The organism is Clostridium fessum, from assembly GCF_027698965.1.
Taxonomy (GTDB): domain Bacteria; phylum Bacillota; class Clostridia; order Lachnospirales; family Lachnospiraceae; genus Otoolea; species Otoolea fessa.
In genome coordinates this window covers 335,429-359,857 of sequence record NZ_JAQEQF010000001.1, presented here as the reverse complement: position 1 = coordinate 359,857, position 24,429 = coordinate 335,429, and the positions used below count along the sequence as shown (strand labels likewise).

The following is a 24,429-nucleotide window of genomic DNA, read 5'->3' as shown; positions in this document are numbered from 1 at the left end:
GAAGCCTGCTTGTGTTATACTGAAACAAAGGCTGCCGCCGGGACAGATGGGTGCCTGCGGCAGTTTTTGGCGTGCATGACAAAACGGAAACAGTTCGGCGGGTAGATTTTCCTGTACCTGTGAAGATACGGAACTGGTATGGTGGAGAGATAAAAGGAATTGATTTGATATATGAAGAAAAACCTGAAAAAGATACTGATTTTACTGATCTTATTTGTGCTGGCAGTAGCCGGTTATTTTACCTGGTCCTGGATGCAGCTGCGGGAGGATGGGGCGGTCTATACCTCGATTGAGGACGCGAACCTTCCAGTCGCTTATGTGAATATTCTGGGGCGGCGGATGAACGAGCTGGACGGTTTCGTGGAGGACAGCCAGAAAGCGGCTGGACGCGGGGATCTGACGCTGCTTCCGGCAGACCGGAAACTGTCGGTGACGATCGACAAGCTGGACTCCCAGATTACGGGGATGCAGTATGAGATTCGCAGTCTGGACGGCGAACGTCTGGTAGAACGGACAACGCTTGACCACTGGGAACAGTCAGGGGAAGAGGTTTCTGCGGAGCTTCCGATCCAGAACCTTCTGACGGAGGAAAGCGAATACCGCTTAACGATTGCGATCGCGACGGAAAAGCACCCGGCGATCTATTTTTACACGCGCGTGATGTGGCAGCAGGAGAGCCGTGTGCAGGAGATGGTCGATCTGGCGGTGTCCTTTTCTGAAAAGACGTTTGATTATGATTCAGCGAGGGAGCTGACGACCTATCTGGAGACGGATCCGAATGCGGATAACAGTTCGTTGGGACATGTGACGTTAAAAAGCGATTTCAGCCAGCTGACCTGGAAAGGGCTTTCGATGGAGCGGGTCAGCGAACCGGAAATTCATCTGCGGGAGCTGCAGGGCATCATTGGGACGATCGATTTAAAGTATGTTGTAAGTGAGATGAAGGATGGCAAGGCGGCTGCTTATTACGATGTGATCGAGAGCTTCACGATGAAGCTGGGCGCACAGCGCATCTACATGATGAATTATGACCGCCGCGCGGACCAGATTTTTACGGGGGAGAGCAGCGCCTATTCTGGCGACCGGATTCAGCTGGGGGTTTCGGATGCGGAGGATCTGCAGTCGATGCAGGATGAAGCGGGGAAATACCGTGCCTTTGTGGCAAACCGGGCGCTCTGGATTTATGATACAGGAAAAAAAGAGAGCACAAAGGTATTTGCGTTCCGCAAGAGCGAGAATGATACGAGGGTCAATTATGATACCTACGGAATCAAGATTCTGGATGTGAGCGAGGCAGGCCAGATTGATTTTGCCGTGTACGGCTATATGAGCCGCGGTAACCACGAGGGAACGACGGGAATCGCGCTATACCGCTATGAGACTGCGGGAAATGCCCTGACAGAGCGGCTGTATCTGCCGGCATCGACCGATTACGGCAACCTGCGCCAGGATATCAACCAGCTGTGCTACTTAAGCGGCGGGCAGACGCTGTATGTGCTGATGAACCATGCGGTTTACAGTGTCGATCTGACGGGAAAAGAGTACATGGTGGTGGCAGATGGCCTGACGGAGGAAAATTTTGCAGTCAGCACGGATGCCTCCCGGATTGCGTGGCAGGATGGGGCGGATATTTACCGTTCGACCAAGCTGCATGTCATGAATCTGGAGACAGGCAAGAAGGATGAGATTTCCTTCCCGGATCAGACCGTGATCCGGCTGATCGGATTTGTCGGAACCGACTTAGTCTACGGGCTTGCCCATCCGAACGAGCAGCTTACGATGGATGGACGCGTGACGGGGCTTCCGCTGTATGCGGTCGAGATCGTCGGCAGCAATATGGAGATGGAGACCCGCTATGAGAAGCCGGGTGTCAGCCTGGTGGATGTGCGGATTCAGGACAGCCGGGTTCATCTGTCACGGATGCGCCAGATAGGAAGCGGCTATCAGCCGATGGACGAGGACACGCTGGTCTGTAATGAGGAAGTGTCGAAAGATCCACTGGATGGAATCGCTACGTTAAATGACAGTGCAAAGGGGCGTCTCTACTGCGTCAAGCTGGATGCAGGCAAGACGGCACGGAGCACGAAGGTGCATGTTCCGAAGCAGGTGGCAGCAGAAGAAAATGATGTGATTGTGCTTCAGAACAATGGCGCGGCCGCACAGCGGATTTACAGTGCCTACAGCGAGGGACGCTTGAAAGGCTCATATGCGGAATTTTCCAGCGCGGTGCAGGCAGCTTACGATGGCATGGGACTCGTAACGGATGAAAATGACCGGGTTGTCTGGGTGAGAGCAAACCGGAGCGACGCGAAGACGATCCGCGACGTTCAGAATATGGCGGGAACCGTCAGCCGCTATCTGTCGGATATGGCGGACGGAAAGACGACCTCTTCGGATGGCACAGAGTTAATCGACGCACGCGGGCTGACGCTGAACCAGATTCTCTACTTTGTCTACGCGGGCATGCCGGTGGTGGCATATCTGGGAGACGGAAGCTATGGTCTGATCTGTGGATACGACGCGTACAACATCTCCTGTCTATGGTATCCGGGCACGGAATTTGCCTACACGGATAAGATGGGACTCAACGATGCAGCGGCATTTTTCGAGGGAAACGGAGGCAATGATTTCATTTGTTTCCTTGCCAATTAAGGGAAAAACGGAAATTACTGTTCACGGGTAGGCACTTTTGGAACCGAAAGTGCCGTAAGAAAACGTGGTGGCAGCAGGAATTTGCCGTATTAAAATGCGAAGCCACGGCAAATTCCATTACTGGGCACATATGCGTGAACAGTAATAAACGGAAAGCCAGTGCTTTACAAATTGAGATGTTATGATATAATCATGTAGATAACATGATATAAATTTAAGAAAATATTAAAGATTTGAGGCGCCGTCTGGCGCGTGTAAGTATCGTAAGATAATAGATTTTGAGGTGCAGAATGGAACAATTTATTATGAAGGGCGGAAATCCGCTGGTAGGCGAAGTGACTATCAGCGGAGCGAAGAATGCGGCGCTGGGAATCTTGGCGGCATCGATTCTGACTGACGAGGATGTTTTAATAGAAAATCTGCCGGACGTGCGTGATATCAACGTGTTTCTGGAGGCTGTTTCGGAGATTGGCGCGATGGTAGACCGGATTGACCGGCACACTGTCCGCATCAATGCGAAGGGGATTCATGCGATCCATGTGGATGACGAGTACATCCGCCGGATCCGAGCTTCCTACTATTTTATTGGCGCCCTGCTTGGCAAGTACAAAAGCGCACAGGTTCCGCTTCCGGGCGGATGCAACATCGGCAGCCGTCCGATCGACCAGCATTTAAAGGGCTTCCGTGCCCTCGGTGCGAAGGTGCAGGTGGAAAATGGCGCGGTGCTCGCACATGCGATTGATTTAGTTGGTACCCATATTTATCTGGATATGGTGTCGGTCGGCGCGACGATCAATATCATGATGGCAGCGACGCTGGCAGAGGGCGAGACGATCATCGAGAATCCGGCGAAAGAACCGCATGTCGTCGATGTGGCGAACTTCTTAAACAGCATGGGAGCCAATGTCAAGGGTGCCGGAACCGACGTGATCCGCATCCGCGGCGTCCACAAGCTGCATGGAACCGAATATTCGATCATCCCGGACCAGATCGAGGCAGGTACATTTATGTGTGCGGCAGCGATCACCCGCGGCGACGTGATGGTACAGAATGTCATTCCGAAGCATCTGGAAGCAATTTCTGCGAAGCTTATCGAGATGGGCTGTGAGGTGACGGAGTTTGATGAGGCGGTTCGGGTTGTGGGACGCCCGAGCCATGTGCATACCGATATCAAGACACTTCCGTATCCGGGATTTCCGACTGATATGCAGCCGCAGATCACTGTGACACTGGCACTGGCAGAGGGAACCAGTGTAGTGACCGAGAGTATTTTTGAAAACCGTTTTAAATATGTGGACGAACTTGCCCGTATGGGTGGACGCATCAAGGTAGAGGGCAATACCGCGATCATTACCGGCGTGAAGAAGCTGACCGGAGCACAGGTGGAGGCACCAGATCTGCGCGCAGGCGCTGCCCTGGTCATTGCGGGGCTGGCAGCGGAAGGATATACGACCGTTGATGAGATCGGTTATATCCAGAGAGGCTATGAGCATTTTGAGAAGAAGCTGCAAGGACTTGGCGCGGTGATCGAGAAAGTCGATTCCGAGAAAGAGGCGCAGAAGTTCAGACTCAAAGTGGGCTGATAAAAAAGAATGCGGTGTCACATATTGCTTGACAGACACCGCGGAGTATGTTATCGTACTGTTGAAACTTTTAACAATTAAAAAGTTCGTATATATCCCTTATTCAGAGTGATGGAGATACAAAGGATCTATGAAGTCACGGCAACCCCGTTACATGGGACTGAAAATTGGTCTCAGCAGGGAACGGAAGGTGCCAGCCTGAGCGAGGAACCGGGAGATCGGTTTATCGAGCAATAAGAGGATTTGATCGAGATAATCAAGTCCGTGTTGCTGCGGACTTTTTTTATGTCTTACGACAAACTTATCAAAGGAGGAAATATGGAGAGATTACTTTTTACATCTGAATCAGTAACCGAAGGACATCCGGATAAAATGTGTGATCAGATTTCCGATGCGATTCTGGACGCGCTCTTAGAGCAGGATCCGATGAGCCGTGTGGCTTGTGAGACGGCGACGACAACCGGTCTGGTTATGGTTATGGGCGAGATCACAACGAAAGGCTATGTGGATATCCAGAAGGTAGTCCGCAATACCGTCCGTGAGATCGGTTATGACCGTGCGAAATACGGTTTTGACTGTGATACCTGCGGCGTGATCGTGGCACTGGACGAGCAGTCCCCGGATATCGCGATGGGAGTTGATAAAGCGCTGGAAGCAAAAGAGAACAAGATGACCGACGAGGAGCTGGAGGCAATCGGTGCCGGCGATCAGGGTATGATGTTTGGTTATGCGACCAACGAAACGGATGAATATATGCCATATCCGATTTATCTGGCACACAAACTGGCACGCCAGCTGACCAAGGTCCGCAAAGACGGAACCCTGCGCTACCTGCGCCCGGACGGCAAGACACAGGTAACCGTAGAGTACGATGAGAACGGCAAACCATCCCGTCTGGATGCAGTGGTTCTTTCCACCCAGCATGACGAGGAAGTAACCCAGGAGCAGATCCATAAGGATATTAAAAAATATGTATTTGACGAGATTCTGCCGGCAGAGATGGTTGATGAGAATACAAAATTCTTTATCAATCCGACCGGACGTTTCGTTATCGGCGGTCCGCACGGAGACAGCGGTCTGACCGGACGTAAGATCATTGTGGACACCTACGGCGGCATGGCGCGTCACGGCGGCGGCGCATTCTCCGGAAAAGACTGCACAAAAGTGGATCGTTCTGCTGCATACGCAGCCCGCTATGTTGCGAAAAACATCGTAGCAGCTGGACTGGCAGACAGATGTGAGATTCAGCTTTCCTATGCGATCGGTGTTGCACAGCCGACCTCCATCATGGTAGATACATTCGGAACCAGCAAGTTGCGTGAGGATCAGCTGGTTGAGATGATCCGCAAGCACTTTGACCTGCGTCCGGCTGGCATCATCAAGATGCTTGACCTGCGCCGCCCGATCTACAAACAGACGGCTGCATACGGACATTTCGGCCGCGACGATCTGGATCTTCCGTGGGAGAAGCTGGATAAGGTGGATGAATTAAAGGCGTATCTGTAAAAGTAGGAAACGCTGCAGGGATATCTGCCCGTAAAAAATCATAAGATCAGAACGAGGGGGCTGCCGCTTTTGCGGTAGTCTCTTTTATTACACAAAAAGGCACATGCTTTTTTATTTATAATACTTTTAGAGACGTAATCTGCAAAATATGATACACTATTTGTGGAAGATATCAGGAGCAAAAGCGCAGAAGTCCGACGCAGTTTTGCGGGAGGATTTTTGTAGGGGCAATCTGGTATCAGACCGGGCAATGACTGGAGGAAATAGGATGAAGATACGCACACGTCTGGCGATTGCTTTTGTGACGATTACGGTCGTTCCGATTGTGCTCATATTTGTGGCGGCGTTCGGACTCGTAAACTATCAGGAGCATCTGTTTCAGAAAACATACGGGCTGTCGGAGCAGATCGATCTGCTCTCCGGCAATCAGACACAGGTGTTTAACCGGCTGACGCAGGGAATCCAGGAGGAGATCCGCGAGGCGGTCGGGAAAAATACAGATTTATTTGAAGAACCGGCTTATTTGAGCAAGGTCAATGAAGAACTGCGCGATAAATATTCGTATCTGGTCATCCGCAAGGGCAAGGACATCACATTCTGCGGAAGCGAGGATGGACGCGAGCTCTGCGAACGGCTGGCGCCGTACGGTGATCAGGGAAGTATGGCAGGCAGTATTTACATGGATGGCGAGGAACAGCATCTGGTCAAACAGATCGATTTCCGGTTTTCAGATGATTCACAGGGCAGTGTGTTCATCGTGACGAACGTCGGGGATTATGTGCCGGAGATCAAGGCGCTGCTCGGAGAGATGCTGCTTCTCGGCGTGCTGATCATCAGTTTTATGGGCGGTCTGCTGATCATGTGGATCTACCGTTCTCTGCTGCGTCCGCTGCACAAGCTGCAGGAGGCGACCAAGCAGATCCGGGATGGAAATCTGGACTTTACGCTCGATGTGGATGATGAAGATGAGATCGGAATGCTCTGCCAGGATTTCGAGGAGATGCGCCTGCGTCTCAAGGAATCGCAGGAAGAAAAACTCCAGTACGACAAGGAGAGCAAAGAGCTGATCAGCAATATTTCCCATGATCTGAAGACTCCGATCACGGCGATCAAGGGGTATGTGGAAGGCATTCAGGATGGCGTGGCTTCTTCACCTGAGAAATTGAATAAATATATTCGGACGATTTATAATAAAGCAAACGATATGGATCGATTGATTGACGAGCTGACGTTCTATTCGAAGATTGATACGAACAAGATTCCGTACAACTTTTCAAAGATCAATGTGGCGGAATATTTTGGTGATTGTGTTGAGGAAGTTGGTCTGGATATGGAGACGCGCGGCATCGAGCTGGGATATTTCAACTATGTGGACGAGGATGTGGTCGTGATCGCGGACGCGGAGCAGATGAAGCGAGTGATCAACAACATTATCGGAAATTCGCTCAAATATCTGGACAAGAAAAAGGGTATTTTAAATATCCGCATCAAGGATGACGGCGATTTTATCCAGGTCATCATCGAGGACAACGGAAAGGGAATCGCGGCGAAAGATCTGCCGTATATTTTCGACCGTTTCTACCGGACGGATTCGTCGAGAAATTCGTCCAAGGGCGGCAGCGGCATCGGGCTTTCGATCGTAAAGAAGATTATCGAAGATCACGGCGGACGCATCTGGGCGACCAGCAAGGAAGGCATCGGAACGGAGATCCATTTCGTTTTGCGCAAGTATGTCGGGGCATAGTGATTTGAAGTTTGGTCGTTTAAATAAAAACAGCAGGAGGAATTCACAGATGAGCAGAATATTAATCGTAGAAGACGAGGAGAGTATTGCAGAGCTGGAAAAAGACTATCTGGAGCTTTCTGGTTTTGAGGTTGAGATAGAAAATAATGGAGAAACGGGACTGAAACGCGGCATGGAGGAAGATTTTGACCTTCTGATTCTTGATCTGATGCTACCAGGGGTCGATGGCTTCGAGATCTGCAAGAAGATCCGGGAAGTAAAAAACACACCGATCATCATGGTATCTGCGAAAAAGGACGATATTGACAAGATCCGCGGTCTGGGACTGGGCGCGGACGATTATATCACGAAACCATTCAGTCCGAGCGAGATGGTGGCGCGTGTCAAGGCGCATCTAGCGCGTTATGAGCGCCTGATCGGCAGCGGTATGCCGGAAAACGAGATCATTGAGATCCGGGGACTCAAGATTGATAAGACTGCCCGCCGCGTTTACATCAACGGCGAGGAGAAGAACTTCACGACGAAGGAATTTGACCTGCTGACCTTTTTAGCACAGAACCCGAACCATGTATTTACCAAGGAAGAACTCTTCCGCGAGATCTGGGATATGGAGTCGTTGGGAGATATCGCGACGGTTACCGTGCATATTAAGAAGATCCGTGAGAAGATCGAGTTCAACACGGCGAAACCGCAGTATATTGAGACGATATGGGGCGTTGGATACCGGTTTAAAGTCTGATGACTGGGTAAGCCACATAAAAACGACCCTTGGGAAACGCAAACAGGAGCGCTTTCCAAGGGCCGTTTTATATTTCATAAGAAATTGCGTCCTATGAAATATAAAAGTTATTGTTCACGGGTAGGCACTTTTGGAACCGAAAGTGCCGTAAGAAAACGTGGTGGCAGCAGGAATTTGCCGTATTTAAATGCGAAGCCACGGCAAATTCCGTTACTGGGCACGTATGCGTGAACAGTAACATATAAAATGCTCCGCGAGGATACGCACTCGCGCGAAGCAGAAACATGTCGCAAGCGACCGCGCGAGACGCCCGAATGTGCCAAGGCACATTCTTTTTCATCCCAACAGGATTTGGTTTGCCCGCTTCAGATCGTTCTCGTCCGGGATACGGATGTCGGACAGGGAATAGGGAATGCCAAGCGTTTCCCATTTATAGATGCCGAGCGTGTGGTAGGGGAGAATTTCTACCTTTTCCACATTTGAAAGTGTGTCCAGAAATGCACGGATTCCATGCAGGTTGGCCGGATCATCGGTAATGCCGGGGACTAAAACATGCCGGACCCACATGGGCTTATGAATCTGGTCTAAAAACCGGGCAAAGGAAAGAATGGATTCGTTGGAGTGCCCAGTCAGAAGACGATGTTTTTCCGGATCGATGTGTTTCAGATCCAGAATAACAAGATCGGTGTGCTCTAAAAGCGTGGTCAGGCGGGAAAAGAAAGGTTCGGCGGTGGTAAATGGCTGTCCCGCGGTGTCCAGTGTGGTGTGAATGTGCTGTTCTTTGGCAAGCTGGAAAAATTCACACAAAAAGTCAGCTTGAAGGAGCGGTTCTCCGCCGCTGACGGTGATGCCGCCGCCCCCGCGCCAGTAACTCCGGTAGCGGAGTGCCTGGCGAAGAAGTGCTTCCGGGGTGATTTCCTGCGAACCGGTGTGTTTAGATGGACAAGAAACACCTTCGGAAAGAGCGGATGCGCCGGAAGTGCGGGTGGAGGCGTCCGGGAGGGGAAGTCCCTTTGGCAGTACCCATGTATCCGGATTGTGGCAGTAGCGGCAGCGCATGAGACAGCCCTGCATGAATACCACGAAGCGGACACCGGGACCGTCTACGGAGCCGAAGGTATCGATGGAATGAATATAACCGGTATGCATCGTTACAACACCTCATGGCAGGTACGGGCGATCACGTCGAGCTGCTGTTCTCTGGTCAGATTGATAAATTTAACGGCATATCCGGAAACACGGATGGTGAAGTTGGCATATTCCGGTTTCTCCGGGTGTTCCATCGCGTCTTTCAGTTTTTCGATTCCAAAGACATTTACATTTAAATGATGCGCGCCCTGATCAAAATATCCGTCCAGGACGTGAACCAGGTTGTTTTTCCGTTCTGTCTCGGAGTGACCGAGCGCCCCCGGTGCAATCGTTTCTGTGTTGGAGATGCCGTCGAGCGCATATTCATATGGAAGCTTTGCGACCGAGTTTAAAGAAGCGAGCAGACCGTTCTGCTCTGCGCCGTAGGAAGGAGTTGCGCCCGGGGCAAATGGGGTGAATGCCGTCCGTCCGTCCGGAAGTGCGCCGGTTGCCTTGCCATATACAACATTGGAGGTGATCGTGAGGATCGAGGTGGTTGCCTCGGAATTCCGGTAGGTGTGGTATTTTTTTACTTTATGTAAAAAGGTTTTTAACAGCCATACGGCAATCTCATCGGCGCGGTCGTCATCATTTCCGTAGCGTGGAAAATCGCCTTCTGTCTCAAACTTGCGGGCGATGCCGTATTCATCACGGATGACCTTCACTTTTGCATACCGGATCGCGGAGAGAGAATCGACCACGTGGGAGAAACCGGCGATTCCGGTGGCAAAGGTACGCCGGACATCCGTGTCGATCAACGCCATCTCAGCGGACTCATAGTAATATTTATCGTGCATATAGTGAATCAAATTGAGGATATTCACATAAATGCCCGCCAGCCAGTCCAGCATCTGATCGTATTTATGCATGACTTCCTGATAATCGAGGTATTCGGATGTGATCGGCGCATACGCCGGACCAACCTGCATTGGGCGTCCGTCTTTGGTAGTGTATTTCTCGTCTCTGCCTCCGTTGATGGCATAGAGAAGGCATTTGGCAAGATTGGCACGGGCGCCGAACAGCTGCATTTCCTTGCCTGTCTGGGTGGCGGAGACGCAGCAGCAGATGCTGTAGTCGTCCCCCCAGATCGGACGCATGACATCGTCGTTTTCATACTGGATCGAGGATGTGTTGATGGAGATTTTGGCAGCATATTTCTTAAATGCCTCTGGCAGGCGGGAAGAGTAAAGGACGGTCAGGTTTGGTTCCGGGGACGGTCCCATATTTTCCAGCGTATGTAAAAAGCGGAAATCGTTTTTCGTTACCATCGGACGCCCGTCTTGTCCCAGACCGGCAACCTCCAGCGTCGCCCAGACCGGATCGCCGGAGAAAAGTTGGTTGTAGGATGGGATCCGGGCAAATTTTACCATGCGGAATTTCATTGTCATATGGTCGATTAATTCCTGCGCCTCGGCTTCGGTCAGTGTTTGTTCTGTTAAATCCCGGTTGATGTAGATATCAAGGAAGGTGGAAACGCGTCCGACACTCATGGCGGCACCGTTCTGGGTCTTAACGGCAGCGAGGTAACCGAAGTAGAGCCACTGGACGGCTTCTTTGGCATTGGAAGCCGGACGGGAGATATCAAAACCATAGATGGCAGCCATCTCCTGAATGCCCTTTAGAGCGCGGATCTGCTCGGCGATCTCTTCCCGCTGGCGGATGATGTCATCAAACATGGCGCCATTTCCACAGCGTTCCAGATCCTTTTTCTTTTCCTGAATTAGGAAATCGATTCCGTACAGGGCGATCCGGCGGTAGTCGCCTACGATCCGGCCGCGTCCATAGGTATCCGGAAGCCCGGTGACGATATGGCAGTGGCGGGCGGTTTTCATTTCCGGGGTATATGCATCGAAGACGGCCTGGTTGTGGGTTTTATGGTATTCGGTAAAGATTTTATGAAATTTTGGATTGACATGGTAGCCGTAGGTTTTGGCGGCTTCCTCCGCCATCTTGATTCCGCCGAATGGCATAAATGCCCGCTTGAGTGGTTTGTCGGTCTGAAGTCCGATGATGCGTTCCAGATCTTTAAGCTCCGGATCGATATATCCCGGACCATAGGCAGTCAGGCTGGATACGATTTCAGTTTCGCATTCGAGCACACCGCCCTTTTCGTGCTCTTCCTTCTGAAGCTTTTGAAGGCGTTCCCAGAGCAGATGAGTGGCACTGGTTGGGGCAGCGAGAAAGCTTTCATCGCCATCATATTGCGTATAGTTGTTCTGGATGAAATCGCGGACGTTCACTTCGTCGCTCCATTTGGAGCCCAGAAAACCTCTCCAGGCCGTTTGAAAGATAGGTGTGTTTTGGAATGTTTGATACATAGCAGACATGTGTTTCCCTCCTGGTTGAAAAATTTCGATCCCAGCAGAGACAGTGAGAGTGAAAAAAAGTAAAAAAAATACCCACGGTCTGTGCTGTGACGCCCAGACGGTCGGCAATTTCCAGTCATACTTCATGTGGTTGATCCACTTATCCGTCAGTTGTATGACTGCTATGTTTAAGATATATCAGAACCGAAGAGGAATGTCAAGCTATATTTTGGGGAAGAGGTAACGGTTCAAATCCGTAGCTGTTCACAGTAACAAAAAGAGTGCCGGAAAGAGTGGACATTTGGCAAATGACTTGATAAAATGAGTGAAGTTTTAGGGGAGATGGGAATGAAAAAGGGATAAAAAGTTGCTGGGCACGATGCTTGAACAGTAATGATGAAACCTGAATTTGACAGAAATGACAGAAGAGAGGAAGGAAATGCTGGAAAAATTTTGTGTCGGGCTGGTGCGGATTTTGTTGGGAGGAATTCTTTTTTTCCTGACACTGCTCAGCGCGGTTGTGACCTGCCGGGTCTATGGAGGTTCTGAGATTGTACAGTATGGAAGGGACAGTCTGTTTCTGCACCTGTTTTTTGGTGCGGGTGTGATTGGACTGACGGTGTTTTACAGGCGGAGAAAGGAACGAAAGTGCCGGAAGAACCAGTGGCTTCTTTTAGCTGCTGCTGCTGCTGCCTATCTTTTTTGGATTCTCCTTGTCCCGTCCTGGGGCGGTTCTGACTCCCATCAGTGTATGGCGTCCGCGCAGGGACTTCTGCAGGGCGATTTCAGCGCCTGGGAGCCGGTGGCGTATTCATATGGGACAGCGGAAGGACCGCTTGGGTATGCGTACACTTATCCGTCTCAGAACGGGCTGATTCTCTATATGACAGTGCTGGCATTTTTCTTTGGGGATGTGGCGTATGTAGTTTTCCAGATTTTAAATATCGGATTTTTTATTCTGGGAATCGTGAGCCTGCAGCGGATGACGGTCCGGGGAAACGAAAGGTGCAGCTTGCTTTTGTGGATGGCGTGCTGTCTGCCATTTTCTTTCTATATCCTCTTCGTGTACGGCACGATGCCAGGATTTGGACTTTCGTGTCTGGCGATGGAACGTCTGGTGCGGTATGTGGAAGAGGGGCGGGGAAGAGACTTCTGGATTGGTGCGGCAGCAGTAGCGGCGGCGGTAATCCTCAAGTCGAATTATGAGATTGTGCTGGTGGCGCTGTTTTTGTATCTGGCATCCTCGGGAGTCTTTCGAAGGAAAGCACGCCTGCTGGTGGCAGCGGTGCTTCTGATTACAGTGTATGTGATTGGAAACCGGGGGATTCAGACAGGAATTTCTTCCGTGACCGGACGCACGGTATCGGACGGTGCGCCGATGATTGCCTGGGTGCAGATGGGACTGGAGGAGAGCAAACGTGGACCGGGCTGGTACAATGGCTATCAGGTAAAACTCTTTCAGAAGGCAGATGGGGATGCGGATCTGGCGGCCGCATGGGCGCAGGCAGATTTGCGGAGAACGATTTCAGATATGGCAGAGGAACCGGCGAAAGCCGCTGATTTCTTTGTTCGGAAGATCGAGTCAATCTGGGCGGAACCGACCTTTCAGAGTCTCTGGATCCAGGAGGTGGGAAATACCTCCTGGGCGGAGGGAAGCCCGCCATGGGAGCTTTTCAAGGAAGAAGGGAGTCTGAACCGGCTCTATGTTTTTGCGGCGAATCTGTTGCAGACGTTTGTGTATGCGATGGCATGTGTATGGGTGATTGCCGGGATGAGTGCCAAAGGAAGCCGAAGTAAGCATGTCCTGACGAAACGAACATGGGAAAAGAGGATAGAAGCAGAAAAGGCAGAAAAAACTGTGAAAGCTGTGAAAAAACAGGGAATGGAAACGGTCTGGGAGAGGCAGGAACGTGGAGAACCGGACAGATGGGGGATGCTGCTTCCGGGAATCGTGTTTATTGGGGGATTCCTGTTCCATCTGGTCTGGGAGGCGAAGGGGCAGTATTCGGTGGTGTATTTTATGCTGCTGCTGCCGTATGCGTATCTGGGGATGGAAAGAGTGGCGGATGTGTTTTTAGACGTGACAGGTGCCGGGAAAGAATGATGTTTTGAGATAAAAAAGATACTGGGAACAGCCTGAAATAAGCCGTTTTCAGTATCTTTTTTATGGTTTAAAAGAGCTATGATTTCTAAAAATCCATTAAAAATTGCAATGATAAATCCGCTCCGCCGCCTGATAGAACACAGTTTCCCAATATTTTTCCGGAATCAGCCGTTTCGTAATTTCGATGTAATCTTCATAGTTGGCGAGCGGCCAGTCGGTGCCGAACATGAGCTTATCATAGTCGCGGATGTAGGCAAGCCAGGTTTTCAGGGTGCTGATATACCCGCTTTGCTCTTCCAGAAACTCCGGAATGTCAAATTTGCCCTCTAAAAGCCCAGAGAGGTCGGCGGCGACATTTTCATTTTTCTCGACAACGGCGGCGGCATCCATCAGCCACGGGTTGCCGAAGTGGCACATGACGAACTGGACATCCGGATGGCGGACGGCGGCTTCATCGAGGGTCAGCGGATGGCTGTATTTGATGAATGCTTTGGAACCGGCGGTCTGTCCGGTGTGGATGGCAACCGGCTTTTTATACGCCTTGGCGAGGTCGTAGATCGGTTCGAAGCGCTCGTCGGTAACGTAGATGGAATCATATCCCGGATAGAGTTTGATGCCGACGCAGGTATTCCGTTTTAAGTTTTCTTCGACAAGATCGCATGTCTTCTGAATCTTTTCCGGCGTCAGTTTTCGTGCTTCGACGCCGACGCAATAGCGCAGAAAATCCGGGTATGTGTGATTATCCGGGTGAACGCCGCGGTTTCCCATGACGATGCCGCCGACGATATTATATTTCTGAAAGCATTCCCGCAGATGCTCTTCATTATTGATATGACCGGCTTCGATGGCAATCTCATCGAAATGCGGGTAACCGGGACAAAAGTGCAAATGTGAATCAATGATTTTCATAATGATAACAGGCGCCTGTATCAAAAACCTTTTGGAAAAAGAACGGCGCTGTCCTCCTTTCTGCTGTGATGTATGTCTGGAAGTTTTGAGAAAATCCGGTGCAACAAAACTTCGGGTGTATATAAATAAGAAATGCAGTGACAGTCCGGCAGGTTCATAGAGCATGCAGCAACTGTATGAAATCAACTGTTAGTGTAGTCCCAAATGGGGTGGATGTCAAATTTTTCTCCATCTGTTTGACATCCACACTATGATCTGGTATAGTGATAGCTATGCGTATTGCAAAGGGGCAAACTGCCTCTTTCTTTTTTTGTAAATATTCCGGAAGAATGCAAAAAAGATAACTAATATGATATATGAAATGTATCTCCGGAATGTGCAGACCGTTAATCAGACAATGAAAGGAATAGAATGGAAACAATCAGATTTGAAGATTTAGAGTTAGATGCAAAGATCATGCGTGCGATCACCGATATGGGGTTCGAGGCGGCTTCTCCGATTCAGGGACAGGCGATTCCGCTGGAACTGCAGGGACTGGATATCATCGGACAGGCACAGACCGGTACCGGTAAGACGGCTGCGTTTGGTATTCCGCTGTTACAGAAGATCGATCCGAAGAATAAGAAGCCGCAGGCGATCATTCTCTGCCCGACCCGTGAACTTGCCATCCAGGTATCTGAGGAGATCCGCCGCCTGGCAAAATACATGCACGGTGTCAAGGTTCTGCCGATCTACGGCGGACAGGAGATCGGACGTCAGATCCGTTCCCTCAAGGATGGTGTGCAGGTTATCATCGGTACGCCGGGGCGTGTGATGGATCACATGCGCCGCAAAACCGTCAAGATGGATCAGATCCACACGGTTGTCCTCGACGAGGCGGACGAGATGCTGAACATGGGCTTTTTAGAGGATATGGAAACCATCTTAAGCGCACTGCCGGAGGAGAGACAGACGCTGATGTTCTCAGCGACGATGCCGCAGGCGATTCAGCGGATCGCGACGAACTTCCAGAAAGATCCGCAGATTGTGCGCGTGGTCAAGAAAGAGCTGACCGTTCCGAAGGTAACCCAGTATTATTATGAAGTAAAACCGAAGAATAAGCTGGAGGTTATGTGCCGTCTGCTGGATCTCTATGATCCGAAGCTCTCAGTGGTATTTTGCAACACGAAAAAGCAGGTCGATGAGCTGGTACAGGGCTTACAGGGACGCGGCTATTTTGCAGAAGGGCTTCACGGCGATTTGAAACAGGAGCAGCGTGACCGTGTCATGCGTGCATTCCGTACCGGACGGACGGACATTCTGGTGGCAACGGATGTGGCAGCCCGCGGTATCGACGTCGATGATGTCGAGGCGGTATTCAACTATGATGTACCGCAGGATGACGAGTATTATGTACATCGCATCGGACGTACCGGCCGTGCCGGACGCGAGGGCAAGGCGTTTAACCTCGTAGTCGGCAAAGAGGTTTACAAGCTGCGCGAGATCCAGCGCTATTGCAAGACCCGCATCATTCCGCAGGCGATTCCGTCTCTGGACGATGTGACCTCCATCAAGGCAGATAAGATTCTCGACCAGGTGGGCGAGGTGCTGCAGGACAGCGATCTGAGCAAGGTGATCGATATTGTAGAAAAACGTGTGCTGGAAGAGGACTACACGACGCTCGATCTGGCAGCAGCGCTGCTCAAAATGATGATGGGCGAAGAGGGCGAGGAGCTCTTAGAGGAGAACCGTCCGCTGCGTGAGCTGGAGGATCTCGAGGATGAGAGCCGCCGCAGCCGTGGTGGTAGAAACGGCAGAGGAAGCCGTGGCAGAAATGAGGACGTAGCGCGTCTCTTCATCAACATCGGAAAGAACCAGGGCATCCGTCCGGGCGATATCCTCGGTGCGATCGCCGGAGAATCCGGCATGCCGGGACGTATGGTCGGAAGTATCGATATGTTCGATAATTACACATTCGTCGAGGTGCCGAGAGAGCATGCGGACGTTGTACTGCAGGCGATGCGCGGTGCGAAGATCAAGGGCAAGAACGTGCATATGGAGAAGGCGAACCGGAAGTAAAGAGCATATTGAAATTATATTTGGCATATGCTATAATGCCATTAGGCGAAAAGACAAAAGTGTTCAAAGTGGCACAAAAACAAATCCCTCAGGTGCGGGCACACCTGAGGGATTTTATTCCATTTGGGCGAGGTGGCTTAAGCCTCTGGCTGACTACCTAACGATGTCCGTCCAACTACTTGCATATGTAATAGGCGATTACACTTGCCACGACGGACACAAGAAAAGACAGAAATATATTCAAAATGGCACACCCCCCTTTCTGCACCTGTCTAGGGGTGGTAGCTGTATTAGTATATCATAAAGATAAAATTATAAAAAGTCATCTTTGAGATGTTTTGTTTGTCTCAAAGATGACTTTTTATCTTAATAACTTTAAAATTTGCTCTTACAGCTCCGCTGTAATAAAAATATCATAAATCGCTTTCACAGCCGCCTCGAAATCTGCGTTCTTCACGCCGATGATGATGTTGAGTTCACTGGAACCCTGGTCGATCATCTTGACGTTGATGCGGGCGTGTGCCAGGGCGGAGAAGATACGTCCGGCGGTTCCGCGGGTGGATTTCATGCCGCGGCCTACGACGGCGATGAGTGCTAAATCGGACTCAAGCTCGATGGAATCCGGCTGTACTGCGCGGTGGATGTTGGAGATAACGAACTGCTCATGCTGTTCGAATTCGGACTGGTGTACGAAGATGGTCATCGTATCGATTCCGGACGGCATATGCTCGAAGGAAATACCGCAGTCCTCGAAGACACCCAGAACTTTTCTCCCAAACCCAATTTCGGAGTTCATCATCGCTTTCTCGATGGTAACAGAGCAGAAACCAGTCTTTCCGGCGATACCGGTGATGGTGTATTTCGGCTTCCGGCAGGTATTCTCGACGATGAGTGTACCCGGATCCTCCGGCTTGTTGGTGTTGCGAATGTTGATCGGGATGCCCTCGCGGCGTACCGGGAAGATGGCATCCTCATGAAGGACGCTGGCACCCATGTAAGCCAGTTCACGCAGTTCTTTGTAGGTGATGGTCTCGATCGGAACCGGATTTTCCACGATGCGCGGGTCGGTTACCAGGAAACCGGATACATCGGTCCAGTTCTCGTAGAGGTCTGCGTGAATCGCGCGGGCTACGATGGAGCCAGTGATATCCGAACCACCGCGGGAGAAGGTGTGGATCGTGCCGTCCGGATTGGACCCGTAGAAGCCTGGGATAACGGCGCGCTCAGTGTGCGCGAGGCGTTCGGACAGCTCTTCATTGGTTTTCTCGGACAGGAATGTACCATTCTCGTCAAAGAAGATTACCTCGGCTGCATCGATGAACTCATAGCCCAGGTAATGGGACATGATGATACCGTTTAAATACTCACCGCGGGAAGCTGCGTAATCGCTGCCTTTTTTTGCGATAAAGTTTTCCTCGATGGTCTTGAACTCATAATCGAGGTTTAAATTCAACTCCAGACCGTCGATGATCTGCTCATAGCGCTCTTTGATGGCGGAGAGAAGCTTGCCGTAGCTTGCGCCGGTGGAAGCTGCCTCGTAGCAGGCATAGAGCATATCGGTTACTTTGGTGTCATTTTTGTTGCGTTTGCCCGGAGCAGACGGTACAACGTAGCGTCTGGATTTATCAGCACGGATAATATCTCCGACTTTTTTGAACTGTTTTGCGCTGGCGAGGGAACTTCCGCCAAACTTTACTACTTTCTTCATGATGTTCTTTGTTCCTTCCTAAAGTAAACATTGGGTTAATTCAGTTTCTGGATCTTCGGAAAATACTGGAACAGTACCTTGGCAACCAGTTTGTCGCGCTTGACGTATTTGTGCGTCCAGCGGCGGGCGTCGTTGGAATAGTTCCGGTTGTCGCCCAGCATGAAATAGCAGCCATCCGGCACTTCGTAGTGCTGCGGTTCTTCCGGTTCCATCGGTTCATGCAGATACGGCTCGTCGAGCGGTGTATCGGAACCATTTAAGTATACCTTGCCGTCCACGATGTCGATCGTGTCGCCCGGCATACCGATGATACGTTTGACATAGTATGTTTTGATGCCTTTCGCTTCATCATCCGGATAAATGAAAATGGCGATGTCACCCCGCTGCGGATCTCCGAATTTGTAGCTTAACCGTGAGCCGATGACGCGGTCGCCAGCCATGATGGTCGTTTCCATCGAGCTGGTCGGGACTTCGCTGTTGGCGATGATGAAATGGTTGACGCAAAATGCGATAATAGCGGCGGCAACCAGGACCTGAATCCAGCTTATGACCTCGTCCTTGAGATTGAAGCCTTCCTTGCGGCTCTTGCCCTTCTTGGATTTTGCGGCATTTCCGGTACCTGAAGCGTTGTTGTTCTCTTCGGGCGTATCTTCCAAATCGTGTTCCGAAGAGTTCTGGCCTGGCTGGTTGATGCCGATTTTTCCGGCGCGGAGTTCATCGAGCATCTCATCCAGTTCCTGATCGGAACGCCCGGAGAAATTGCTTCGGGACGAAATATGGTCTCTATCTTGATCTTCCATATATATCTCCTCTCTCTGCTGTTGCTGTCTGTGTGACGTTATCTTATGGCACTTTCAGTTCCAAAGGTGTCTGCTACGGCAGTAACGTTTGTGCAACGCATGAGCAGTAATAGGCTACTGTAAATGGTAACCTTCTGACATAATAGTGTATATGAGATGCCTTGATTTATCAAGTTTTTTCACGAAATTTCGGGAAAATTCATAAATGTTTTGAAGTGTATGATTGTATTATTGGGCGCGGGATGCTAAAATGAAGCTAAAACCAAAAACCACAAAGGAACGCAAGGGGGCGTATGTATGGATAAAACATTATACGATCTGATGGACTGGGCTGGAATTGAAGAAATTGTCTATTCGGAAGCGGCAAACCCGCACCGGATGCTGGGAGCCCATATGACGCCGGAGGGAATGCTGGTACAGGCGTTTATTCCGACGGCGCGCGATATTACGGTCAAACTTTCGGCAACCGGCAAGCAATACCAGATGGAGATGGCGGACGAGACTGGCTTTTTTGCGGCGCTGATTCCGCGCAAGACTCTGGCGGATTATACCCTCCTTGTGTTTTATGATAATGGTACGTTAAGCGAGATACACGATCCGTATTCCTTTGCACCGCAGTTTACGGAATCGGATTTGAAGAAATTCGAGGCGGGCGTCCACTACAGCATTTATAATAAGATGGGCGCGCATCCGATGACGGTCAAAGGTGTGAGCGGCGTCTATTTTGCAGTCTGGGCGCCGGAAGCGATGCGCGTGAGTGTCGTCGGTGATTTCAACCTGTGGGATGGCAGACGCAGCCAGATGCGGCGGTTGGGAGATTCGGGCGTGTTTGAGATTTTTATCCCGGAGCTAAAAAAGGGCGCTGTTTATAAATATGAAATTAAGTTCAAGAACGGCGACCCGGCGCTGAAGGCGGATCCCTATGCGAACTATGCGGAACTTAGACCGAACACGGCATCCATCGTCTGGGATCTGGACGAATATAAATGGAACGATCAGGACTGGATGAAGAAACGGGCGGCGCTCGACACGAAGACGGCGCCGATGTCGATCTATGAGGTACATCTCGGTTCCTGGATGCGAAAACCGACCGAGGTGGATAAGAGAGGGCGCGAGATTGTCGGATCGGAGTTTTACAATTACCGTGAGATCGCGGTCAAGCTGGCGGAATATGTGAAGGAAATGGGGTATACCCATGTGGAACTTCTGCCGGTCATGGAACATCCGCTGGATGCTTCGTGGGGCTATCAGGTGACGGGATATTACGCACCGACCAGCCGCTTCGGCACACCGGATGATTTCATGTATTTTATGGATTACCTGCACGGACAGGGGATTGGCGTTATCCTTGACTGGGTTCCGGCACATTTCCCGCGTGATGCATGGGGCATGGCGCAGTTTGACGGAAGCTGCCTCTATGAGCACAAGGATCCGAGACAGGGGGCGCATCCGCACTGGGGTACGCTGATCTACAACTACGGCAGACCGGGGGTTTCAAACTTCCTGATTGCGAATGCGATGTTCTGGGCGGACCGCTATCACGCGGACGGCATCCGGTTTGATGCGGTGGCGTCGATGCTGTATCTGGATTATGGCAAGAATCCGGGTGAATGGATTGCCAATATGTACGGCGGTCATGAGAATCTGGAGGCGGTCGAGTTCTTAAAGCATCTGAACTCTGTCTTCAGGGGACGCAAGGACGGCGCGATTCTGATTGCCGAGGAATCGACGGCATGGCCGAAGGTTACCGGTGACGTGAAGAACGGCGGTCTTGGCTTTGATTATAAATGGAACATGGGCTGGATGAACGATTTTCTGGGCTATATGGAGCAGGATCCGTATTTCCGGTGCCACCACTACAATGAGCTGACCTTCAGCATGATTTACGCCTACAGTGAAAATTTCGTCCTCGTCTTCTCACACGACGAGGTGGTTCACGGAAAAGGTTCCCTGGTCAATAAGATGCCGGGACAGACGTTTGAGGACAAGTTTGCGAACCTGCGGGCGGCATACGGTTTTATGATGGGACATCCGGGCAAGAAACTCCTCTTCATGGGACAGGATTTCGCCCAGATGGATGAGTGGAATGAGAATGCATCGATCGAGTGGGAGCTGCTGCAGTATCCGATCCACAGCCAGATGAAGGAGTATGTGAAGGAGTTAAATCACTTTTATACCAGCCATCCGGCGCTCTATCAGAAAGATTATCAGACGGAAGGCTTCGAGTGGATCAACTGCATGGATGCAGCGGACAATATCATTGCATTTCTCCGGCGCGGCGCGGATGAGACACTGCTCTTTGTCTGCAACTTTGCCCCGCAGCTGCATGAGAAGCTGACGGTCGGCGTACCGTTTAAGGGAAAATACAAAGAGATTTTCAACAGCGATGCGGAGAAGTTCGGCGGAAGCGGAAAGGTCAATCCGCGTATGAAGTCCTCGAAGGCAGAGGAATGTGATGGAAAGGAAAATTCCATCACGATCCAGCTGGCGCCGCTTGGCATCAGCGTCTTCAACTGCACGCCGACGGAGCCGGAGAAGAAAGAAAAACCGGCGAAGACGAAAAAGACGACCCACAGCACTAAGAGTGTAAAAGAAAAGGCTGAAACCGATCTCCAGAGCATGATGGCGGATGCAGCGGCGGCATTCAATGGAAAAGCCGGGGGGACAGCTGCTGCGGCAGCAGAACGCCTGGCGGGTATTTCAGATAAGCTGGCAGAGGCGAAGGCGGGGCTTTCCTCCAAGATTATCAGTCTGTCCTCGATTGCGAGACGACAGGCGGGATTGGAAGAAGGTCTGGATAAAAAGGTGGGAAAAGAGTAAGTACAGGAAGGAATGAAATAGATGGCAACAGCGGCAGAGCTGACAGGCGAGGAGATCGCGGCGGTAGCAGAGTCACTATCGGATCCGGCAAATTTGAACGTGGATACGATGGCTGCGATCATGCACCGGATTGGCCCGGGGCTTATGGCATTGGGACAGAAGGTACTGGTGGCGCTCATCATTTTCCTGATTGGACGTAAGGTCATTTCGATGATCGAGAAGATGCTGTCCCGCTCGATGGAGCATGCCGGTATGGATGTGGGTGTGACTCGTTTCCTGCGGGCGCTGACCCAGTTTGTGATGAATGTATTCCTGCTTTTTATGATTGCAGGGCAGCTTGGCATGGACAGCGCCTCGATTGTGGCGGTTCTTGGCGCGGCAGGTCTTGCGCTGAGTTTGGCGCTCCAGCAGAGTCTTGGAAACTTTGCGGGCGGACTCTTGATTTTAATTATGAAACCGTTCCGGGTGGGGGATTATATCATTTCCCCGTCCGGGGAGGGAAGGGTTTCGATGGTCGGGCTGGTTTACACGACTATCCTGACAACCGATAATAAAGCAATTACCATCCCGAATGGCACCCTTTCAAACTCAACCGTGACCAACGTGACGGCGATGGACAAGCGGATGCTGGAACTCAAGGTCGGTATCGCCTATGAGGCAGATATCCGGACGGCAAAGGCAGTGTTAGAGCGCGTTTACAGGGAACATCCGATGGTGAAGAAGGACGAGGACATCAAGGTATTTGTGGACAGCCTGGGCGACAGCAGCGTGGTGCTTGGTATCCGGGGCTGGGTAGAGACGTCCGATTACTGGCAGACGAGATGGGACATTCTGGAACGGATCAAGCTGTCATTTGACGAGGCGGGCATCGAAATTCCATACAACAAGATGGATGTACATTTGAAACAGTAGCAATCGTTTAAACAGTATAAGCAATATAGACAGAGGAACAACCATGATTGACAGAGCGGCAAAATTCGCAGAACAGGCGCATAAGGGCGCACACCGGAAGGGAACCAGAATTCCGTATATCGTTCATCCGCTGGAGACGGCGCTGATTGCGTCGATGCTGACGAACGATGAGGAGATACTGGCAGCGGCACTTCTGCATGATACGATCGAGGACACGGGTGTGACCTACGAGGATTTGAAACAGGAGTTTGGCACCCGGGTTGCGGATCTGGTCGCGGCGGAGAGCGAGGATAAGTCCAAAACCTGGATTGAGCGCAAGGGGCACACGCTGGAACATCTGAAAACAGCGAGTCCGGCGGAGAAGATCCTGACGATGGCGGACAAGCTGAGCAATATCCGCAGCATGGCGCGTGACTATCTGTTGGTCGGGGAGGAGCTCTGGCAGCGGTTTAATATGAAGGACAGAGAGAAACAGGCGTGGTATTACACGTCGATGATAGACCTTTTAAAGGACTTGAATGAGACACCGGAATATCAGGAATATGTGCGTCTCTGCGGCAAGGTATTTGGCGGGATCGCAGGGTGTTGTAGTTTACAAAATATATGAACGGCAGCATAAAAACAACATAGGATGACAATGAGAAACTGCAGCAGCCAGTCAGAAAGAATGGCTGTCGGAGAAGGATGGTAGGTTCTGAGATTTTGCGGAAACGGAAAGGTCATTCAGTTCAGTAAAAGGGGAAGAGACATGATTTTAAAAGATATTTGGATGGATGTAAAAGCGGTTCAGGAGCGAGATCCGGCTGCGAGAAATGCATTGGAGGTACTACTTTTATATCAGGGCGTACATGCCCTGATCTGGCACCGGGTGGCGCACTGGTTTTATGAGCACCATATGTTTTTCATTGCGCGCCTGATTTCACAGGTGGCACGTTTCTTTACATTGATTGAGATTCATCCGGGTGCACAGCTCGGACACGGTATTCTGATTGACCACGGCTGCGGCGTTGTCATCGGTGAGACGGCGGTGGTCGGCGACAACTGTACGATTTACCAGGGTGTGACGCTGGGCGGTGTCGGAACACAGAAGGGTAAACGTCATCCGACGCTGGGAAATAATGTGACGGTCGGTTCCGGCGCAAAGATTCTCGGTTCTTTCGAGGTCGGTGATAACTGTTCCGTAGCGGCAAATGCGGTTCTGCTCCGCCCGCTCGAGGAAAATACCACGGCTGTCGGCATTCCGGCGCGTCCGGTCAAGAAGGACGGCGTGGCGCTGCCGAAGAAGCAGAAGATGATCATCGGCGAGGACGATCAGCGTATTTTAGAGCAGATCGACGCGCTCCGGAAAGAGCTTCAGGAACTTAGAGAAGAGTCGGCAAACCTGCGGAAGGAACTGGAGGCAGTGCGGGCAGGACAGGAGAAAGCCTGACACAAAATTATTCATAACGCCCCTTTCGGCT

16 protein-coding genes and 2 riboswitches are annotated in these 24,429 nt (G+C 51.0%); of the genes, 11 read left to right on the top strand and 5 right to left on the bottom strand.

Translation table 11 applies throughout. From position 1 onward, the window contains the following. The first annotated feature begins 171 nt into the window (after positions 1–171). From PG862_RS01735 to PG862_RS01715, 5 genes are all read left to right on the top strand, one after another. Entirely contained in the window at positions 172–2,652 is a 2,481-nt protein-coding gene (locus tag PG862_RS01735) for a hypothetical protein (RefSeq protein WP_270706259.1), read from the top strand. Positions 2,653–2,942: 290 nt separating this feature from the next. After that, positions 2,943–4,235: a UDP-N-acetylglucosamine 1-carboxyvinyltransferase gene (locus PG862_RS01730; protein WP_022359474.1), complete on the top strand. Its 1,293-nt coding sequence runs from the start codon at positions 2,943–2,945 to the stop codon at positions 4,233–4,235. A gap of 96 nt (positions 4,236–4,331) precedes the next feature. Next, a riboswitch (SAM riboswitch) is annotated at positions 4,332–4,475 on the top strand. A 78-nt stretch (positions 4,476–4,553) separates the two neighbouring features. After that, on the top strand, positions 4,554–5,741 hold the full coding sequence (gene metK / locus PG862_RS01725) for a methionine adenosyltransferase (RefSeq protein WP_022359473.1): 1,188 nt from the start codon (positions 4,554–4,556) through the stop codon (positions 5,739–5,741). A gap of 268 nt (positions 5,742–6,009) precedes the next feature. Further along, entirely contained in the window at positions 6,010–7,485 is a 1,476-nt protein-coding gene (locus PG862_RS01720) for a sensor histidine kinase (protein WP_118569976.1), read from the top strand. A gap of 49 nt (positions 7,486–7,534) precedes the next feature. Next, a complete protein-coding gene (locus PG862_RS01715) occupies positions 7,535–8,224 on the top strand; it encodes a response regulator transcription factor (protein ID WP_022359471.1) in 690 nt (229 codons plus the stop codon). A 336-nt stretch (positions 8,225–8,560) separates the two neighbouring features. Here the strand turns inward: PG862_RS01715 and PG862_RS01710 are convergent, their stop codons facing one another. Both PG862_RS01710 and pflB read right to left on the bottom strand, forming a co-directional pair. Further along, entirely contained in the window at positions 8,561–9,373 is an 813-nt protein-coding gene (locus tag PG862_RS01710) for a radical SAM protein (RefSeq protein ID WP_270706258.1), read from the bottom strand. A 2-nt stretch (positions 9,374–9,375) separates the two neighbouring features. After that, entirely contained in the window at positions 9,376–11,670 is a 2,295-nt protein-coding gene (pflB, locus tag PG862_RS01705) for a formate C-acetyltransferase (protein WP_408639986.1), read from the bottom strand. Between the two features lie 93 nt (positions 11,671–11,763). After that, positions 11,764–11,843: riboswitch (ZMP/ZTP riboswitch) on the bottom strand. Between the two features lie 254 nt (positions 11,844–12,097). Between pflB and PG862_RS01700 the strand changes: the two genes are divergently transcribed. Then, positions 12,098–13,762: a hypothetical protein gene (locus tag PG862_RS01700; protein ID WP_270706255.1), complete on the top strand. Its 1,665-nt coding sequence runs from the start codon at positions 12,098–12,100 to the stop codon at positions 13,760–13,762. 96 nt (positions 13,763–13,858) lie between these two features. On the opposite strand, the gene PG862_RS01695 is transcribed toward PG862_RS01700, so the two are convergent. Next, positions 13,859–14,671 carry an amidohydrolase family protein gene (locus PG862_RS01695; protein ID WP_022359467.1) on the bottom strand — a complete coding sequence of 271 codons (813 nt, stop codon included), beginning with the start codon at positions 14,669–14,671 and terminating at the stop codon, positions 13,859–13,861. A 411-nt stretch (positions 14,672–15,082) separates the two neighbouring features. Between PG862_RS01695 and PG862_RS01690 the strand changes: the two genes are divergently transcribed. Continuing rightward, positions 15,083–16,729: a DEAD/DEAH box helicase gene (locus PG862_RS01690; protein ID WP_107000818.1), complete on the top strand. Its 1,647-nt coding sequence runs from the start codon at positions 15,083–15,085 to the stop codon at positions 16,727–16,729. Positions 16,730–17,117: 388 nt separating this feature from the next. Here PG862_RS01690 and PG862_RS01685 read toward each other — a convergent pair whose 3' ends face one another. Together PG862_RS01685 and lepB are read right to left on the bottom strand one after the other, a co-directional pair. After that, positions 17,118–18,437, bottom strand: a complete 1,320-nt coding sequence (locus PG862_RS01685; RefSeq protein WP_107000817.1) for an aspartate kinase — start codon at positions 18,435–18,437, stop codon at positions 17,118–17,120. A gap of 35 nt (positions 18,438–18,472) precedes the next feature. Next, on the bottom strand, positions 18,473–19,093 hold the full coding sequence (lepB, locus tag PG862_RS01680; RefSeq protein WP_265104101.1) for a signal peptidase I: 621 nt from the start codon (positions 19,091–19,093) through the stop codon (positions 18,473–18,475). A gap of 441 nt (positions 19,094–19,534) precedes the next feature. Here lepB and glgB point away from each other — a divergent pair, with 441 nt between their 5' ends. From glgB to cysE, 4 genes are all read left to right on the top strand, one after another. Further along, positions 19,535–22,057 (top strand): 1,4-alpha-glucan branching protein GlgB, encoded by a 2,523-nt coding sequence (glgB, locus tag PG862_RS01675; RefSeq protein WP_243099870.1) that lies wholly within the window; start codon positions 19,535–19,537, stop codon positions 22,055–22,057. 21 nt (positions 22,058–22,078) lie between these two features. Next, positions 22,079–22,969: a mechanosensitive ion channel family protein gene (locus PG862_RS01670; protein ID WP_118469049.1), complete on the top strand. Its 891-nt coding sequence runs from the start codon at positions 22,079–22,081 to the stop codon at positions 22,967–22,969. Positions 22,970–23,012: 43 nt separating this feature from the next. Then, complete coding sequence (locus PG862_RS01665; RefSeq protein WP_118469051.1) at positions 23,013–23,576, top strand: HD domain-containing protein; 564 nt, start codon at positions 23,013–23,015, stop codon at positions 23,574–23,576. A 141-nt stretch (positions 23,577–23,717) separates the two neighbouring features. After that, on the top strand, positions 23,718–24,398 hold the full coding sequence (gene cysE, locus PG862_RS01660; RefSeq protein WP_022359459.1) for a serine O-acetyltransferase: 681 nt from the start codon (positions 23,718–23,720) through the stop codon (positions 24,396–24,398). Positions 24,399–24,429 lie beyond the last annotated feature (31 nt).